Source organism: Metabacillus sp. KH_069 (assembly GCF_057838075.1).
Genome location: NZ_CM174460.1, coordinates 1,056,081 through 1,073,529, shown reverse-complemented (window position 1 = coordinate 1,073,529; position 17,449 = coordinate 1,056,081). Strand labels below are relative to the sequence as shown.

Below are 17,449 nucleotides of genomic sequence, written 5' to 3'. Positions count from 1 at the left end.
CCATGCTGCAGCTATGATTAGATAAAAATAACACGATTCGTTCTTCGGGATGAATAGGTTTTTGATTTTCTCTTGCCGATTCCAATAAAAATACCTTCGTCAATGCTGTAAAAATCAGGTTCTTCATCAATCAAATGCTCCATTAATTGATCGTAATTGTAGGTATGTTGATCATCCTGAACCGCTTCCATGATTGCAGGCTCAAAGACATCCGTTTTGACTGGAACAGCTGATGTGGCTATCTTTTCCTTAGAAACAGCTTCCTTTTTTACAGAAGCGAATGCAGTTTGATTCATTGCAGAATTCCGCCGGTTTCTTACAGGAAGCTCTACAAGCATGATGTTCTCATGCTGAGGTTCAGGATGCTTTATTTTATACTGGGACAAAAACAGTTCAGGATCTGCAAGCATGCTTTCATACTCTGCAGAGCTCCAGCCCATTGGACCAGGCGGGGAAAAGGAAAAATCACCTAATTTTACTATTGGTATTTCATTGTGATCTTTTTTTGCCTCACTCATCTTATATCCCCTCCTTTATGCTTTTATTTTGGAATAAAACTCATCAAAATCTGATAGAAATTTTTGTTTTGATTGTTCAACAGCGATAATGTTCTGAATAGCCCAAATGTATTTTTCATCTGACCAAGACGTTTTTTGGCCCAAAAAATATTTGTGGACAATGGAACAGTATAAATGCGGAAATTTCAAATCTGTCCATAACACTCGGTATTGATCTTTTGTGAGGGGATTCGTTTTGTCATACGTTCTTAAGAGTTCGATGACAAGATCATGATCCCACACTGACATTTTTTTCATGACTTTATTTAAAATAACTCTTAGATCCCTGGATGGCAGATCAGCTGTAATGGAATGAAGCTCTTTCATGGCAAGCCCCTCATCCAGCTCAATAAAACGGGCAAGAGTAAAGTCCTGCTGGCAAAACATTCTGGATTCCAGGCATTGCAGCGACCACTTCTCATAATGGCCCTCATCGAGTTCTGCCAATGCCTGTTTTCCGCGAAGGATCATTTCATCTATTGATTCAATCACCATTTTTGAAAATTGATCATTCATCCACGTTTGTTCCATTTCAGGATCAATTACAGCTGGTGCCGGAAGGTTATTTTCCAGGTCTGATTTTATGGCAAGCATTTTATTTCCTTCCAGTTCCTGCAGCTTCCAGCGGAATAACTTGTGCCATTTGCCAAGACGGCTTCTTTTTTTACTGGTTTCATGCGGCATGTATCCGGCTGATGCTTGATGAAACTTCCCTATAAACTCCATGATTTGCAGCATTTGGCGTTTGTCATAATATAGTACTTCTTTTCCTTCTTGCAGATCATAAAGGACGTATGCTGAGTTTTCGGCGCCTACGCAGATAGCTCCAGCTTTGGTGCGGTGTATGGCTGCAATTTGGAGGCCATTTTCCTGTAAATGCTCATGTCCTTCTGCGATCAGCAGCATTCTCGAAGGCTTCATCACAACTCTTTTTAATATTTTAGTCCCTTGCTCAGTTTCCACCCGCCAAGTCGTTCTTCCGCTTTTATTCGTTAATAGGGTTATTGACTGCACATCAAAAGGGTACAAGCTTAATATATTCATTTGAAGTTCATGACGGCTTAGTTCTGTATCCACGATGTTCCACCCTTTCTATCTTCCATTTTCATAAACTCTCAATAAGTTTCCTGAAACCGTGTTCCAGCTGAATTCACGCTCTGCTTTAGATCTGCCGTACCTGCCCATTTCTTCTCTTTTTCCCGAGCTGTCAAGCATTGAGTTGATGGCCTCCGCATATGCCATTGGATCTTCAAAATTTTTGATGACCCTTCCGTTTCTGCCCTCATCAATAACCTCCGGATTTCCGCCTCGATTGCTTGTGATGATCGGAAGTCCGCAAGCCATTGCTTCGTAATGAACACGTGCAAGCGGTTCTTGCCATTGCGATGAACAGACGAAAATGTCGGACATGGCATAGAGCGTTGGAATATTTTTCGGCTGAACAAATTGAATGAACTGAACGTTTTCAGGATACATTGCGCCGAGAGTGTATAAATGTCTGACGTAGTTGTTGACTTCATTGTCGCCAAACCATTTTGAGCCAATAAAAACCATGACCGTATCGGGATGCCTTTTGATAATTTCAGGCATTGCCTGTAAGAGGATGTGAGGTCCTTTTACTTTGCTTAATCTCCCTACAAACAAAATAACCTTCTGATTTCTCAACTTCAGTTCAGAACGCACCCGTTCTTTTAGCCTCCTGCCTTCAGACGTCCAGTCAGGAAAATAGGTTTGAAGGTCAACACCTGAATAAACAGTTCTCACCTTGCCTTTTGCCTCAGGAAATCTGTCTGTAATCGTCCTTCCGATATAATCGCTTACCGTTACAATCTGGGCGACAGCAGCAATGCAAGCCCTGCCTTCTTCATCCGTCATTTTATCATTGGCGAACATCTCATTGTGAACACTTAAAATCCACCTTGAACTTGGTGACTCTGTATACAGGAGCGGAATCCATGCAGGCCTGTTGCAGAGGTGAATCACATCATACTTCGTATTTTTTACATGCTCAGCAAGCAGAGAAAGATAATCGCTTTCTGCAAACCGAATATAATGAACAGCATTTCGCGTTTCAGTCTCAGGAAGGTCTGGATGCTGAATCGAGAGGATCGTCACATCATGCTTCTGTGCAATAAGAGGAGCAATAGAATCAAGATAGATTTGGATCGCCCCTCCTTTAATTGCGGGAACAGGCAGTTTTTCTGTTGCTATTAATGCAATCTTCATACGTTACCTCCATTCGTCTATAAAACCCTTATCTTAAAATACGGAAATAAGCGGAATGGTGTGCTTTCCCCAAAGAAACTATTTTAAAAAAAGGCGAATTCATCACTTTTCAGCGGAATAATGTGTGTTATCAACCTGTGCGGAGAATACTGCTGTAAAAATCAAAACAACAATTAAACTTTACAAAAAGAGCCTAGGACAAAAAACACACTATTTTCATAACCTATGAAGTAAAAGGATGGGATGGTGACGATATTGGCCGGAAAAATACTCTTTAATTACTTCGATTATGAAGAAGAGATGGAATCAGAACTTACAAAATCACCTGCGCGTGCGGATAAAAAAACAGCGAATAAATATGATTTTCCAAAAGAGAAAAAGGAAAAGAAAGAAGAGAAAGAGGAAGCAGAAGAGATTGGGTTTGTCCTGACACCTGAAGAAGAAGCTAAGCTTGTAAAGCTTGCTGAATATATTATTGGAAGCTGGGATATCTCTGTTGACCGGATTGAGGTCATTCAAGGAGGGCAAATGGCACTCGTATGGAAAATCCACACGAGCAGCGGACCAGTCTGTTTAAAGCGGATACACCGCCCTGAAAAGAAAGCATTATTCTCCATTAATGCTCAAAATTACTTAGCAGAAAAAGGCGCAAGAGTACCAGGAATAATCCGGAACAAACAAAATCAATTATTTACTAAACAAGGGCCATATTTATTCGTTCTCTATGATTGGATTGAAGGTGGCGTTTTCGATTTAGCCGTTGATCCTGATCTGGAATTTGTCATGAAAGGACTGGCTGAATTCCACCTGTGGTCAGAGGGATACCATCCGCCGGAAGGCATTCCAGTGTTTAAAAAACTTGGACGCTGGCCGAATCACTACATCAAAAGGTGTCAGCAGATGGAATCATGGAAGCATATAGCCAGAACCATGCCCGATAACCCGTTTTCCCAATTGTATTTACAGGAGATCGATTATTTTATTGATCAAGGAAGACAGACTCTTGACCGCCTGATGAATTCTAAGTATGTCCCTTGGATTACAGAACAAGCAGCAAATCCTACACTTTGCCACCAGGATTACGGCGCTGGAAATACCGTACTCGGAAATGACGGCAAGATCTGGGTCATCGACTTAGACACGGTCTCATACGACCTGCCAATCCGCGACCTCCGGAAGATGATCATTCCATTGCTGGATACAACAGGCGAGTGGGATGAAGCAAGATTCCAATTAATGATGAATGCTTATGAAAGCGTCAATCCGTTAACGTCTGAACAAAAAGAAGTAATGTATATTGACATGCTTTTCCCTTATGAAATGTACGATATCGCACGGGAAAAGTTCGTCAGAAAAACAGATATGCTTCCAGAAGAGCTGGCTCAGGCATTCGAATATGAAAGAATCAAAGAAGCACATTTAAATTCAATGATTAAATTGAATTAAATGTCGTGAAAACTCATACTTTGTGTATGAGTTTTTTTTTTGTTCCGCTGCTGGATGACCTGCAGTTAATCAAGGGGGATACCCGTTCATTGGCGTGCTATTAATTTAATTCGCGGGCTTTTCAATTTAATTCACGGGCTTTCCAAATTAATTCGCGCGCATTGAGATTTAATTCGACGTAAATGTGAACATAATCAGATTGCTTAAAAAGAACTGGTATATCCTCAACTGCAACCGAGTTATCATGAACGAAACTAGCTCCTTACTCGTAACATCGTAGGTTAATTTGGTTAGAATGTTTACTGGAAAAACATACCAAATCAGAGCTACATTACGGAAGGAGCTAGTTATTATGAAGGATGCCATGAAATACGTAGGTTTAGACGTATCAAAATAAAAAATTGCGGTTGCGATTGCAGATGAGGGTCGCGAAGCACCTCGATATTGGGGAATGATTGACCATACTCCAGAGGCCATAAAAAAGGTCATGAAAAAGGTGGGAAAGCCGGAGTATCTTCGAGTATGTTATGAAGCTGGCCCGACAGGTTATGCCTTATACAGGCTGTTATCGGATATGGGAATTCATTGTGAAGTGATTGCCCCATCCCTTATCCCTCAAAAGCCCGGAGAACGCATTAAAACGGATCGCCGGGATGCCATTCGATTGGCTCAATTATATCGTGCAGCCGAGTTAACTTCCATTTATATTCCAACCCCGGATGATGAAGCATTAAGAGACCTTGTCCGTTGTAGAGAAGACGCAAAAGAAGACGAGTTAAGGGCCAAACACCGATTAAGTAAATTTCTACTTCGGAATGATCTGAAACCTCCTGCTGGAGTAAATAAATGGACAGTAAAATATTTTAATTGGCTGGATAAGCTGAAATTTGAGAATGTTCATTTGCGAGTGGTCTTTCAAGAATACTATCATCAGTTCAAAGAACTGAAACAGCGCCTCCTGCGATTAGAAGAAGAAATTAATATTCACGCAAAAGAAGGGATACATGCCGAAAAAGTTCAAGCTCTTCAATCATTAAGAGGAATAGCGCTTATTACGGCGACAAGTATTGTAGCTGAAATTGGTTCTTTTAAGCGTTTCTCAACCCCACGACAATTTATGGCTTACGTTGGATTGATTCCTAGCGAATATTCAAGCGGAGAAAAACGAAAACAAGGAAACATTACGAAAACAGGGAATCGACATGTTCGGCGCTTACTTGTTGAATCGGCGTGGAGTTATCGTTACCAGCCAGCTGTAAAGGGAGAACTTAAGAAGCGTATAAACGGTCAATCACCATCCATTCAATCCATCTCATGGAAAGCGCAAAATCGTCTTCACAAGAAATATTACAGGCTATTGTCCAAAGGGAAAAACGGGGGTAAGGCTGTAACGGCAGTTGCGAGAGAATTAGCCGGCTTTATCTGGGCGGTGATGCATGAAGTAGAAGAGTTACCTAACACAAATTCATGATCGTATCTCACAGTTCATAATGTATTGTACAGAAAAATTGAAGAATGAGAATAGGGCTCGAAGGCAAAGAGAAAAACCGGAAAGGAAAACCCACGTGCCTCCTCTGTGCTAAGTCGAAAGAGATGAATGCACGCGCCGAGTTAGTGGACCAGTCCTTTATACGGAAAGATAAAATGTGAAAACCCACGAATATCAGAGTGCTAACCGCAGTTGAAATTTTTGCCTTCGTGCCGTGTTCTTACCTTCAATCTTATTCTAAGAAAAGGAGGAAGAGTTCACGCTTCTTTAGCTGAAAAAGTGTCTCACCCTCAGATTAGGTGTCAAGGAAAGCGCTTGACACCTAATCTGAGGGTGAGGAGTGGTAGGTAGGCTAAAGAAGGAGATTATCTAGCCAGAATGGCTTTAAGAAAAGAAGCTTAAAACGCTTCTCTTCTTAAAGATGTCCAAAAAGAGGTGTGCGGGAGGAGCCTTGACAGTTTCGTTCATATCAGGAGGCTGTATTTATTCAAACGAAATACAAAAAAAGTGCCCATTCAAGGACACTTCTCATAAACCTTTTAAATTAATATCCTGTATTTCTTCCAGCGGAACTTTTTCACCGTTTATCGTCACACAGTTATCCTTGTATTCTGTTACTTTGCCTATGTGGGTTTTTACGTTCGTTGAGATGCTGCAGTTCAGGCTTGAAAGACGGTCAGGCAAATGAAGAAGCAGCTGAATTTTATCCGGGATCGACAAGTCATTGAAGGAATGCAGAGGCTTTGTCAATTTGCCTTCTTTTTGGACTGCCGCCTCAGGCTTCACTTCTTCGCTTAAAACAGCTTCCTCAGGTGCAGCTGCTGTTTCGGCCGGCAGCTCTCTTTTTACGACATATGTTTTTTGCATAGATGTTAACACAGGTTCAAATTCCGGCTGAACGATATACAGCAGCGGAGGATTCTTAACAGATTGATGCTTTTTCACAGACGTCCCTCCTCATGTTCGTGTTCTACAAAGAAGTATATGCGGAGAGATTTGTTTTATGATGAGAGAGTGTTAAAGAGAAATTTTCATAAATTTGCTGACGTCTTTGAACCCCATTTGTTCGTATAGCTTCATCGCTTTCTGGTTATGAGCATACACATTCAGCCTTACATCACTGTACCCGTTTTGTTTGAATTCCTTTAATGCTTCCTCCATCAATAGCTTGGAGTAGCCCTTGCCTCTGTATGATACTTTTACATATAAATCATTAATCCAGCCGATTTCATCCCCTGTCAGGAAATCGAATGCTTTATCAATCATAATCCAGCCAATCAATGTGCTCCCCTCCATCAGGCACACAAAATAAGCCTGATATTTAGCGGAGTGTTCATAGGCTTCAATCATTTTTTCCTTATTATCGTCTGAAATGTGATTTGTTGCTTCCCTGCGGTTTTCTCCTGCTAATTCATATATTTCTTCTAATTCGTCTGATTCAGCTAGTTTAAATGTTAATCCCATCATTTGTCACTGTCCTTTTTTATCATCTGCACCCTTAGCTTCCAAAACTTTTTTCAAATGCTGAAGATGATCTCCGTCTTCTTTTTTCATAATCTTCACAAATACCGGCTTTATAAGCTTCATTGTGAATTTTTTCGCTTTGATTTCACATTCGAAACGGATTGTCGTATGATTGCCTGATGATGAAAACGTGTAATGATAAATGGCTTCCATCCCGTTCATTTCACTTTTAACGGAGTACTTTGCGCTCGGAACAAATTCTATAATCTCAATTACCGCTGAAGCTTCTCTTCCCCTTATTTCACGGGTTTCCCTGTATTTCGTGCCTGCTTGGACAGGGCCGTCCGTCAACTTTTCGACTTTCGTCACATTTTGCATAAACAAAGGGGCATTTTCAACGTCTGCCGCAAATTTAAATACTTGGTCAAGCGGTGCATCGACAGTCACTTGATCTTGAAATTCACTCATGCAAAAACCAATCCTCCTTATGATTAGGATTTCATTCCTTATCCATATTTTATCAGAATAGGAGTGGTCACATGGACAAGCAGCAAACTTATTTTTTTCAGGAATCAAAACGTCTCATTTAAAGAGACTTTGGAGGGCAGTTGATTCTTTGGAATACGCTTTATTCTGAAGTTGAGGAATCATACAGGGGTTTTGATTCCACTTTTCATTCTCTTTCATGAAATTGAGGAATCATACAGTGGCTTTGATTCCACTATTCATTCTTTTTCATGAAATTGAGGAATCATACAGGGGCTTTGAGTACACTTTTCACGCTCTTTCATGAAATTGAGGAATCACACAGGGGCTTTGAGTACACTTTTCACGATCCTTCATGAAATTGAGGAATCATACAGGGCTTTTGAGTACACTATTCACGCTCCTTCACGAAATTGAGGAATCATACAGGACCTTTGATTCCACTATTCATGCCCTTTCATGAAATAGAGGAATCATACAGGGCTTTTGATTCCCCTATTCACGATCCTTCACGAAATAGAGGAATCATACAGGGCTTTTGATTCCACTTTTCACGCTCTTTCATGAAATGGTGGAATCATGCAGGGGTTTTGATTCCACTATTCACGCTCTTTCATGAAATTGTGGAATCATACAGGGCTTTTAATTCCACTTTTCACGCTCTTTCATGAAATGGTGGAATCATACAGGGATCTTTGATTCCACTATTCACGCTCTTTCATGAAATTGTGGAATCATACAGGGGCTTTGAGTACACTATTCACGCTCATTCATGAAATTGAGGAATCATACATGGCTTTTGATTCCACTTTTCACGCTCCTTCACGAAATTGAGGAATCATACGGGACCTTTGAGTCTTCTAAACGCCCTCAATCATATAGGCAGGGAATCATAGCTTAGCCAATACTCACCCCTAACAACAAAAAAAACGGGCACAAATTGCTCTGCAATTCATTACCCGTTTTCTTCTGTATTTTTATGCCCAGGTTTAGATTAACCTAAAATATGATAGCCTGAGTCAACATGAAGATTTTCGCCAGTCATGCCTCTTGCAAGGTCACTTAATAAGAATAGAGCTGTATCTCCAACTTCTTCTGGTGTTGTTGTGCGGCGCAGCGGCGCGCGTTCTTCGATATCTTTTAGGATGGAGTTGAAATCGCTGATTCCTTTTGCAGAAAGCGTACGGATTGGGCCGGCAGAAATGGAATTCACGCGGATGCCGTCTTTTCCTAAATCGCTTGCCAGGTATCTCACACTTGCATCAAGTGATGCCTTTGCCACTCCCATCACGTTGTAGTTAGGAAGGACTCTTTCTCCGCCGAGATATGTGAGTGTCACGATGCTTCCGCCCTCTGTCATTAAGCCTCTTGCAGCTTTTGCGACAGCTGTAAGAGAATAAGAGCTGATATTATGAGCAAGCAAAAATCCTTCGCGCGTTGTATTCATGTACTCTCCGCTCAGTTCTTCCTTATGCGCAAACGCGATGCAATGGGCGATTCCGTGAATAACGCCGACTTCCTTTTTAATCGCTTCAAAACATGTGTCAATTTCAGCATCATTCGTTACATCACATGGGAGAACAATCGAATCATTACGGTCAAGCGTCTCAACTAGATCACGCACTGATTTTTCAAGGCGTTCACCTGCATATGTAAAGATAAGACGCGCTCCCGCCGAGTGAAGAGAACGGGCAATTCCCCAGGCAATGCTTCGTTTGTTTGCGACGCCCATTACGACTACATTGCGTCCAGCTAATGATAAATTCATTTGGAATCCTCCTAATTAATACATGTTATTAGTACCTGGTTATAATTATATCATGCTATTTGCTTATTTTCTAGACCACTGCTGGATTTCATGGACGAACCTGAATCATTTCAGCTAATTAAAAGAGCATTTTTAGTCCCGTTAAAACAATTCCGATGAAAAATCCGCACACTGCACCGTTCACCCGAATCCACTGTAAATCTTTCCCGACATTATTTTCAATCATATCAATTAATGTCTCATCATCAAGCTTGTTTAAATTCTCTTCGACCAGTTTGCCGATTTTTGAATGGTTTTTTTCTATAAAAAGAGTGATTTGTTCTTGGATTTTGCTCTCGATAGCATCTATTTTTTCTTTATCTGCACTGATTTTTCCGATTAATTGATCAGCAAAAGGCATAAGATGATCGTCCATAAATGAACCTTCTTCAATAAAGGCTATCGTTTTTGATTGTGTTTTCTTTAAGATTGTCATCAGTTTTTCAGAAGGGTCCCACTCAGAAATCACCCGGTCAATTTCCTCCAGCAAAGCATGGTTTTCCTGAATGCCGAGCAATTCTTTTCGAACGCGATCAAGGATGGCCTGCCGGTATTCACTTTCAGGATTCCGCAAACCGCCAATTACATTCAGAATAATATCCTGGAGAATTTTTCCGAGTTTTTCTTCGTTTACAATATTCCGGAAGGATTTTATGGCAAATTGCAAAAAACCATCGGCCTGTCCATTATCAATGGCCCTCATCGCAAATCTTCCAAACTCCTCACGCTGATCGCGTCTTGACGCCCACTCCTCAGATTTCATAAGGAAATAATCCAGGCTCTTTTCATCATATTTCCGTTCAAGCACCTGATGAATGAGAGCTTTAAGGAGGTTCAATACTTCATCAGATGTTAAATATCCTTTCAGCTGCTTCTGGATAAGGGGAGCAAGCTTTTCGAGATCCACACTTTCAATCATTTGGATCATAAGCGATTTCATTGTTTTTTTGAAAGAATCCGAATGAAACTCTTTCTCAAGGATAGGCAGCAGCTTTTCTGTGAGATTTATTTGGGATAATTTTGTTTGAATGCTGTCCTTTGACAGCCAGTCATTTTCAATTGTGTTTACAAGTCCCCTGATCATCCTGTGGCGATTCTTCGGCAGTAATGCGGTGTGAGGGATAGGCAAGCCGAATGGGTGTCTGAATAACGCTGTAACAGCAAACCAGTCTGCTAACCCGCCGACAAGACCGGCTTCAAATCCTCCCTGAAGAAATTCTCCAGCAACTGATCCCTGAAAAGGGATTGTTGCGGCAAACCCCGCTCCCATGACAGCAAGTGATATTCCAGCTAAATTCTTAGATTTATTAGACATGTTCTACCTTCAATCTTTATAAAATATTGGTTAAGTCCATGCTAGTCTAAATTAAGAAAGAAATCCAATAAATCTATGTCATAATACAGAAAAAACTGGCCAGCATAGGCCAGTTTTGTTTCATGAATTCTTATAAACTTGTTATCCTAAATAGCGCTGATAAATTTTCCTTGCTTCCGCTAGATCTTTTGTTCCATGAATCAGTGCACGGCCGTCACGGAAGACGACGATTCTGTGATGCTCCGTCTGAAATGAGAGCAAATACGGATTTGCCGTGATTTCTGCTTCAGCTCTGCCAAGTGTTTTTGACAGCTCCTTAAAGTTCATTTCTTTAGAGACTGAAGGTCTTATTTGAACCGTATCTCTGCCGCATAGAACCGACATTTTCACACTATTATTGCGTGATAAAAATGGATAAATGGGAGATTTGCCGCATGATGGACAAGCTGAATCTTTCAGTGCATGGACTTTTATTTGCGAAAATTGATTTCTCCAAACATCAAACGACAGCAATTCTTTTCTCACCTGATCGGCTGCGCCTGTTAACAATTTCAGCACTTCCCCTGTTTGATAAGAGGCAACCATTTGGACAGCAGGACTGATAATCCCCACTGTATCACACGTTTGTCCTTCCATTGGAATTTTCTTCAAAAGGCAGTTCAGACAAGGCGAAAGCCCGGGCAAGATCGTATAAGTCAGGCCATAGCTTCCGACACAAGCCCCGTAGATCCAAGGAATGCCCTGCTTAAGAGCTGCATCATTGATCACAAGCCGCGTTTCAAAATTATCAGTTGCATCAACAATAACATCTGCATCCTGACTAAATTCAAAAATATTTTCAGCCGTCACATCTTCAATGACCGCCCTGACTTCTACTTCATGATTAATCTGGGATAGTCTTTGTTTTGAAGCAGCTGCTTTAGGAAGACGCAAATCCGCATCTTCTTCTGTATAGAGCTGCTGCCTCTGCAAGTTGCTCCATTCAACGTAGTCACGGTCCACAATCGTCAGTGTGCCGACACCTGCACGTACAAGCATTTCTGCATTTGCCGTCCCAAGAGCCCCAGCACCGATAATGAGCACATGACCATTTCGAATGTTTTTCTGCCCTGCTTCTCCTATTGGAGAAAATAAGATTTGCCTAGAGTATCGTTCCATTTAGGATGTCATCATTCCTTCGATCGGGCTGCTTGCAGATGCATAGGTTTTTACCGGTATTCTGCCTGCTTCAAAGCTTAATCTTCCTGCTTCAATGGCAAGCTTCATAGCCGCTGCCATTTTGACCGGATTGCCTGCAGCAGAAACGGCGGTGTTTAACAAAACGCCATCCGCTCCAAGCTCCATCGCTTTTGCTGCATCAGCAGCTGATCCAATACCTGCATCCACAATAACCGGCAGATTCGTTTGTTCAATTATAAAAGATAGATTCAGAGGGTTGATAATGCCCTGACCTGAACCAATTGGGGACGCGCCTGGCATAATGGCATGAACACCTGTTTCTTCAAGCCTTCTTGCAAGCACGACATCATCAGACGTGTAAGGAAGCACCATAAACCCTTCCTTGACAAGCTCCTCACTTGCTTTTAAGGTTTCTACAGGATCGGGCAGCAGTGTCTTCGCACACCCGATGACTTCTACTTTTATCATATCACATAACCCTGATGCCTTAGCGAGCTTGGCAATTCTGACTGCTTCTTCCGCCGTTTTCGCACCAGCTGTGTTCGGCAGCAGCGTGTAGCGTGAAAGATCAAGCTGTTCCAGAAAATTAGGCTGAGACGGTTCAAAAAGATTCATTCTTCTTACTGCAAACGTTAAAATATCAGCTTCAGCCGCTTGTACTGCTTCTTTTTGAATGTCAAAAGACGGATACTTTCCGGTTCCAAGCAGCAATCTCGATTGAAACGTTTTTCCTGCGATTGTCAGCATCAATTATCCTCCTCCTACAAAATGAACAATTTCAAGAACATCCCCATCATTGATAACCGTTTTTGCGTATTCTTCTTTGGCTATGATTTCTGAATTATGTTCAACGATGACGATTTTATTACTTACCTCATAAAAAGCCAGCAAATCTTGAACCGTGCGTACAGAAGACTGCAGATCGATCATGCTCCCATTCACTTTTAAGGTCATAATCTCACCTCTAGTGCACGGTCCATTCTAAATGCATGAACGTATTCTTCATTTACATTTCTATTTAAAAATAAATCTCGGATCATTTCACCAGTTTTCGGAGCAAGCAGGATGCCATTCCGGAAATGACCTGTTGCTACAAAGAGGTTAGGTATACCCTGATGCTTAAAAATATATGGCTTTCCGTCTGCTGTTCCAGGTCTTAAGCCAGCCCATGCGTGATGAAAACTGGCCTTTTCAATTGCAGGCATCATTTTAACCGCTTTATTCATGAGAGCAGCAATTCCTTGTACGGAAGGCTCTGTATTCCAGGTATCTTCTTTCATCGTTGCGCCAATAACAATTCTACCGTCAAGCTTTGGCACAAGATAACAGCTTTCATGAAAAACAGTAGATGATAGTTTCCCCTCTTTCAATGTCACAGACAAACACTCGCCCTTAACGGGATAAACAGATATATTCCGGACGAAATCCTTAATGTATCTGCTGCTCCATGTACCGTTTGCAAGAATAAGAGCTTCGCAAAAAAAGAGATCTTGAGGCGTTTCGATTTCATAATGGGAGTGTTCAATCCTGTTGGTTTTATAGACTGGTGTGTTTTCAAAAATCTTTCCATTCATGAGTTGAATGGCTTTTGTAAAGGCTTTACAAAGAGCAGCAGGATTAACCTGGCCATCCTTTTCAATTTTAAGAGCCCCGTAAATGGCTTCTGATATGCCTTCCTCATTCCTTAGAACTTTTTCTTTAGAATGCCATTCAACATCCCCTTCTGTTTCTGCTCTTTTTTTCAAAGCATCTGCTTCTTCTGCTGATATTGCCAGTTTGTACATTCCATTGTACTGCAGCTGTATGTCGATTCCGCTCTCCAGCAATAAATCATGAGCTAATCCCGGATAAAGCGTCTGGCTTTCTTTCGCAAACCTGAAAAAAGCATCATCCTTTTCCGTTTCAGTATGGGCGCCAAGCATTCCGGCCGCAGCACTTGATGCGCCGCTGCCTGTTTTCCCGCTTTCAAACACCGCAACGCGGATACCTGCTTTCGCTAAAAAATAGGCAGAGGCAAGCCCGATGACGCCTCCGCCGATAATACCGGCATCAAAAAAAGGTTTCAATCGCCCATTCCCCCTTTTAATTGTTCTGCAATCTCACATGCAGCATGATAAGGATGATTTGATGAAAAAACGTAGGACATCACGGCTGCTCCTTCAATCTTTAAATCTCTTATTTCCGGAATGACAGCGGGAATGATTCCTCCAATTGCAATGACAGGAATGCTGACAGATTCCGCTATTTCTTTTAATGCGCCAATCCCTCTTGCTTTTAGACCTTCTTTGGATGATGTCTGAAATACATGGCCGAATAGGAGCCGGTCTGCCCCATTTTCAGCACAATATATTGCTTCAGCAGCAGTGTGGACAGAACAGCCTGCGACAAGGTGCGGAAACCTCTGTTTCACCATTTTCACATCAAAGCTGTGCGATGGGAGCTGAACCTGATGCAAACCAGAAAGAACAGCGGCGTCCACCCGGTCATTCATGACAAGCTTTGATTTCGGCACCCCATTTTGATGGAGAGCTTCAACCAGCTCTATCAGTTCCCCGGCCGATTTATTCTTTTCTCTAATATGAATGGCATCTGCAGCTGTATGTATGTCTGTGATGATTTTTATGAGCTCTGATATATTGCGACGGCCGTCTGTCACAAGATGTAATTTCACTTTTGCATCAGCACGGTTTCTGACTCATCCCACACTTCCATTTTTTCCGCCATGTCCCAGAAGCGATATTCATATATTGAACTGATGAGGAAGTTTTCTTTCATCATTTGTCTCTCGTGATCGCTTGCATGCAGAGCAAGCTCGTCAAATCGTGCAATCTGTTCAAGAACCAGCTCTTTAAACCATTCACCGTGATAAGTCGCGATCCATTTTTCATAAACATCATCACCTGGTTTGCAATCTTTCAGATGCTCCCCGACTTCATAATAGAGCCAGTAACAAGGAAGTAATGCGGCGATGATTTCTCCAAGATTTCCCGTCGCAACGGAACGGTACATATGGGAGGTGTAAGCATACGCAGTTGGAGATGGCTTAAATTCTTCCCTTTCCCTGTCTGTAATGCCAAGCAGGACAGAAAATTGCTGATGCAGAGAGAGCTCTGCCTCGTACGTTCCCTGGGAATGAACGGACATCCGGTAAGTAGTATGCAAATCAGGCGCCATCGCCCCTGCAAAAGCCTGCACTTTTGCAAAATGCGTTAAGTAATATGAATCCTGCATCACATAATATTTAAATTTATCTTTTGAAAGGGTGCCATCGCCAATTCCTTTTACGAAAGGATGTTCAAAGCTTCCTTCCCACCATTTATTTGCATACTCCCGGCATTCTTTTGAAAATGACATGTTTTGTTCCTCCTCATTTTTTAGGTGCGAAAACAGCAAAAAACCACTTTTCGCATAGAAAAGTGGTGTATGAATAGACCTTTACACCACTTCCCTACGCTGGTTTTAGCCAGATCAGGTTCTGAGGGTCTTGAAGGCAAACTTCAATCTCAGCCCTTCTAACAGGGCTCCCCTAGCGGTAGTTCATATATGATTTTAGAAATATTTACATGTACATCATATCATGCTGAAAGAAACTTTCAAGTCAAAACTTTCAGCTTTTATGGAATTCAAGTTCTTGTCTGAGCTCATCCACATATTCAGCTGATCCAGTCAGAATCAGCAGATCTCCGCGTTTCAGCTCTGTATCTCCATGCGGCACAATCGATTCATTTTCCCTGAAAATACGGACAAAAATAACGTCGCCTGTAAAGGGAAAGCTGCGAAGCACCATGCCATCGTAGCGTCTGTTGTTCATTTTTATCTGGTACAGCGCCGAATCATTATGAGTCAGAATTTTCATGATGCCAGGAGCTTCAATAAGAGCTCTGAGCAGAGTTTTTGTAGATAACAGGACAGAGAAGACATCGATTCCCTTTGCTCTAAGCTGTTCATCCAATAATGGTGACGAAATGCTTGCTATCACCCGGTCAACTTCAAGCTCTTTCGCAAATAAGGAGATTTCCGCATTCGCATCTTCATCTCCTGTAGCGGCAATCAGGATATCTGCACTGAAAACACCTTTTGACTGAAGCGTTTCAATCGAATAATCTTCAAGGTCTTCAATCTGAAAAAGTGATTCAGCGATCTGCTGTTCATTTTTATCGATATGAGTATGATACACCGTTGTATCATACATCTTCGGGTTTAACTCGCGCGTTACTGGAAGTGTCATCTGATTGGCCCCAATGAAAGCTACCTTCAGCTTCTTTTTCTCAGACAGCTGTACAGGGAAAAGCTTCTTAAACCCGATCGGAGTAAATATACTCGTCAGAACCGCTGTTAAAATGAGCGCCCCTGACATTTGTGCATCAATCACATTAACTCTTTCTCCAATAGTAGCTGCCGCAATAACAAGGGACAGTGTTGACGTCAGTAAAAAGCCTGATGCCAGAGTTGTCTTTGTGTCATACCATCTCTTCAGTAAATAGATCGGCACAATTTTAGAGATCAGCAGAGCGATAAACAGCAAGGGAATCAGCATTAGTATCTTAGAATCTTTAAACAGCGACCATATGTCAAGTTCGACGCCAACCATGACAAAGAAAATCGGGATCAAAAAGCCGTATCCGAAGGAATCCATTTTTTGAACCATTTCTTTGTTCGGTGAAAGCAGGGAGACAAGAACCCCCGCTAAGAAAGCACCTAATATATTTTCAGCCCCGATTGTTTCTGATAGAGCAACAAGGACAACAATCAGGGTGAAAATCGCTCTTGTCCCAATTTGAATCGTGCCTTTAGACAGAGTTTCAATAAACGACCTGCTTTGAAAGGTTTTGCCGAGGAAATATAAAGCAATTCCAGCGCCAAATAACACTAATAGCAGCCACGTATTCGTATTTTCTCCGCCATAAATCGATGCAAAGACGGCAAGCAGTATCATCGTCACTAAATCGGCGATGACTGCAACAAGCAAAATAATTTGTCCAATGTTGGATTTCATAATGCCCGCATCCTTCAGTGTAGGAACGACCACACCGAGCGATATCGTAGAAATAATCAGCGTCATCAAGAAGGCATTTTCGATAAAACCAAGGAAAACAAACAGATACGATAAGAGCAGAGACAAAATAAAGATGCCGACAAAAACAAGGAAAGAAACGGCAAACGTATTTGGCGCTTCTTTTCCGCTAGGCAGCTTTTCTTTTTTTCGGCCTCCGATAAAAGCGGTGAAATCAATTTCAAGTCCGCTCAAAAACATAAGAAAAATAAATCCGAGCATAGATAGTGTTTCGAGCCACATATCCTCCTGAACCAGATTGAATCCGCTTTGACCGATAATAATCCCCATGATAATCTCGGCCACTACAACAGGCATGACTTTAATTTTAAAGCGATGCAGCAGGAGCGGGGTAATAAAAGCGGCTAATAGTACGATAACTAGTGATGAAAAGGAAGCTCCATGCACAGTATTTCCCTCCTAACCT

At 41.7% G+C, this 17,449-nt stretch carries 17 protein-coding genes and 1 riboswitch; of the genes, 2 read left to right on the top strand and 15 right to left on the bottom strand.

Annotated elements, in window-relative coordinates:
- Positions 1 to 17: 17 nt before the first annotated feature.
- From AC3ISE_RS05350 to AC3ISE_RS05340, 3 genes are read right to left on the bottom strand one after another with little or no spacing between them, the layout of a single operon-like run.
- On the bottom strand, positions 18 to 518 hold the full coding sequence (locus tag AC3ISE_RS05350; RefSeq protein ID WP_489223336.1) for a hypothetical protein: 501 nt from the start codon (positions 516 to 518) through the stop codon (positions 18 to 20).
- A 15-nt stretch (positions 519 to 533) separates the two neighbouring features.
- The gene (locus tag AC3ISE_RS05345; protein ID WP_489224271.1) at positions 534 to 1,601 is read right to left on the bottom strand and encodes a protein kinase family protein; all 1,068 of its coding nucleotides are present in this window, start codon (positions 1,599 to 1,601) and stop codon (positions 534 to 536) included.
- 48 nt (positions 1,602 to 1,649) lie between these two features.
- Entirely contained in the window at positions 1,650 to 2,783 is a 1,134-nt protein-coding gene (locus AC3ISE_RS05340; RefSeq protein WP_489223335.1) for a glycosyltransferase family 4 protein, read from the bottom strand.
- 243 nt (positions 2,784 to 3,026) lie between these two features.
- Here AC3ISE_RS05340 and cotI point away from each other — a divergent pair, with 243 nt between their 5' ends.
- Positions 3,027 to 4,229 carry a spore coat kinase CotI gene (gene cotI / locus AC3ISE_RS05335; protein ID WP_489223334.1) on the top strand — a complete coding sequence of 401 codons (1,203 nt, stop codon included), beginning with the start codon at positions 3,027 to 3,029 and terminating at the stop codon, positions 4,227 to 4,229.
- A gap of 400 nt (positions 4,230 to 4,629) precedes the next feature.
- Positions 4,630 to 5,700, top strand: coding sequence for an IS110 family RNA-guided transposase (locus tag AC3ISE_RS05330; protein ID WP_489224270.1), 1,071 nt, complete (start codon positions 4,630 to 4,632; stop codon positions 5,698 to 5,700).
- A gap of 546 nt (positions 5,701 to 6,246) precedes the next feature.
- Here AC3ISE_RS05330 and AC3ISE_RS05325 read toward each other — a convergent pair.
- The 12 genes from AC3ISE_RS05325 to AC3ISE_RS05270 all read right to left on the bottom strand — a co-directional run bounded on the left by AC3ISE_RS05325 (position 6,247) and on the right by AC3ISE_RS05270 (position 17,430).
- Complete coding sequence (locus tag AC3ISE_RS05325; RefSeq protein WP_489223333.1) at positions 6,247 to 6,663, bottom strand: CotO family spore coat protein; 417 nt, start codon at positions 6,661 to 6,663, stop codon at positions 6,247 to 6,249.
- A gap of 72 nt (positions 6,664 to 6,735) precedes the next feature.
- On the bottom strand, positions 6,736 to 7,185 hold the full coding sequence (locus AC3ISE_RS05320; protein ID WP_489223332.1) for a GNAT family N-acetyltransferase: 450 nt from the start codon (positions 7,183 to 7,185) through the stop codon (positions 6,736 to 6,738).
- Positions 7,186 to 7,188: 3 nt separating this feature from the next.
- A complete protein-coding gene (locus AC3ISE_RS05315) occupies positions 7,189 to 7,650 on the bottom strand; it encodes an SRPBCC family protein (RefSeq protein ID WP_489223331.1) in 462 nt (153 codons plus the stop codon).
- Between the two features lie 1,012 nt (positions 7,651 to 8,662).
- Positions 8,663 to 9,436, bottom strand: coding sequence for an enoyl-ACP reductase FabI (gene fabI / locus AC3ISE_RS05310; RefSeq protein ID WP_489223330.1), 774 nt, complete (start codon positions 9,434 to 9,436; stop codon positions 8,663 to 8,665).
- A gap of 118 nt (positions 9,437 to 9,554) precedes the next feature.
- A complete protein-coding gene (locus AC3ISE_RS05305; protein ID WP_489223329.1) occupies positions 9,555 to 10,790 on the bottom strand; it encodes a DUF445 domain-containing protein in 1,236 nt (411 codons plus the stop codon).
- Between the two features lie 141 nt (positions 10,791 to 10,931).
- Complete coding sequence (locus AC3ISE_RS05300; RefSeq protein WP_489223328.1) at positions 10,932 to 11,948, bottom strand: thiazole biosynthesis adenylyltransferase ThiF; 1,017 nt, start codon at positions 11,946 to 11,948, stop codon at positions 10,932 to 10,934.
- A complete protein-coding gene (locus AC3ISE_RS05295; RefSeq protein WP_489223327.1) occupies positions 11,949 to 12,716 on the bottom strand; it encodes a thiazole synthase in 768 nt (255 codons plus the stop codon).
- Between the two features lie 3 nt (positions 12,717 to 12,719).
- Positions 12,720 to 12,923 carry a sulfur carrier protein ThiS gene (thiS, locus tag AC3ISE_RS05290; protein WP_070878290.1) on the bottom strand — a complete coding sequence of 68 codons (204 nt, stop codon included), beginning with the start codon at positions 12,921 to 12,923 and terminating at the stop codon, positions 12,720 to 12,722.
- The gene (thiO, locus tag AC3ISE_RS05285; protein ID WP_489223326.1) at positions 12,920 to 14,035 is read right to left on the bottom strand and encodes a glycine oxidase ThiO; all 1,116 of its coding nucleotides are present in this window, start codon (positions 14,033 to 14,035) and stop codon (positions 12,920 to 12,922) included. The genes thiS and thiO overlap by 4 nt, the downstream gene beginning before the upstream one ends.
- Positions 14,032 to 14,640: a thiazole tautomerase TenI gene (gene tenI / locus AC3ISE_RS05280; protein ID WP_489223325.1), complete on the bottom strand. Its 609-nt coding sequence runs from the start codon at positions 14,638 to 14,640 to the stop codon at positions 14,032 to 14,034. Before tenI ends, thiO begins: the two co-directional genes overlap by 4 nt.
- A complete protein-coding gene (gene tenA, locus AC3ISE_RS05275) occupies positions 14,637 to 15,323 on the bottom strand; it encodes a thiaminase II (protein WP_489223324.1) in 687 nt (228 codons plus the stop codon). Before tenA ends, tenI begins: the two co-directional genes overlap by 4 nt.
- Before the next feature lie 74 nt (positions 15,324 to 15,397).
- Positions 15,398 to 15,507: riboswitch (TPP riboswitch) on the bottom strand.
- Between the two features lie 69 nt (positions 15,508 to 15,576).
- On the bottom strand, positions 15,577 to 17,430 hold the full coding sequence (locus AC3ISE_RS05270) for a monovalent cation:proton antiporter family protein (protein ID WP_489223323.1): 1,854 nt from the start codon (positions 17,428 to 17,430) through the stop codon (positions 15,577 to 15,579).
- Positions 17,431 to 17,449 lie beyond the last annotated feature (19 nt).

Coding starts and splice junctions, on each gene's coding strand:
- AC3ISE_RS05300 (WP_489223328.1), bottom strand. CDS start 11,948: ATGGAACGATACTCTAGGCAAATCTTATTTTCTCCAATAGGAGAAGCA.
- AC3ISE_RS05320 (WP_489223332.1), bottom strand. CDS start 7,185: ATGATGGGATTAACATTTAAACTAGCTGAATCAGACGAATTAGAAGAA.
- AC3ISE_RS05340 (WP_489223335.1), bottom strand. CDS start 2,783: ATGAAGATTGCATTAATAGCAACAGAAAAACTGCCTGTTCCCGCAATT.
- tenA (WP_489223324.1), bottom strand. CDS start 15,323: ATGTCATTTTCAAAAGAATGCCGGGAGTATGCAAATAAATGGTGGGAA.
- AC3ISE_RS05315 (WP_489223331.1), bottom strand. CDS start 7,650: ATGAGTGAATTTCAAGATCAAGTGACTGTCGATGCACCGCTTGACCAA.
- thiS (WP_070878290.1), bottom strand. CDS start 12,923: ATGACCTTAAAAGTGAATGGGAGCATGATCGATCTGCAGTCTTCTGTA.
- AC3ISE_RS05295 (WP_489223327.1), bottom strand. CDS start 12,716: ATGCTGACAATCGCAGGAAAAACGTTTCAATCGAGATTGCTGCTTGGA.
- cotI (WP_489223334.1), top strand. CDS start 3,027: ATGGTGACGATATTGGCCGGAAAAATACTCTTTAATTACTTCGATTAT.
- AC3ISE_RS05350 (WP_489223336.1), bottom strand. CDS start 518: ATGAGTGAGGCAAAAAAAGATCACAATGAAATACCAATAGTAAAATTA.
- AC3ISE_RS05305 (WP_489223329.1), bottom strand. CDS start 10,790: ATGTCTAATAAATCTAAGAATTTAGCTGGAATATCACTTGCTGTCATG.
- fabI (WP_489223330.1), bottom strand. CDS start 9,436: ATGAATTTATCATTAGCTGGACGCAATGTAGTCGTAATGGGCGTCGCA.
- AC3ISE_RS05345 (WP_489224271.1), bottom strand. CDS start 1,601: ATGAATATATTAAGCTTGTACCCTTTTGATGTGCAGTCAATAACCCTA.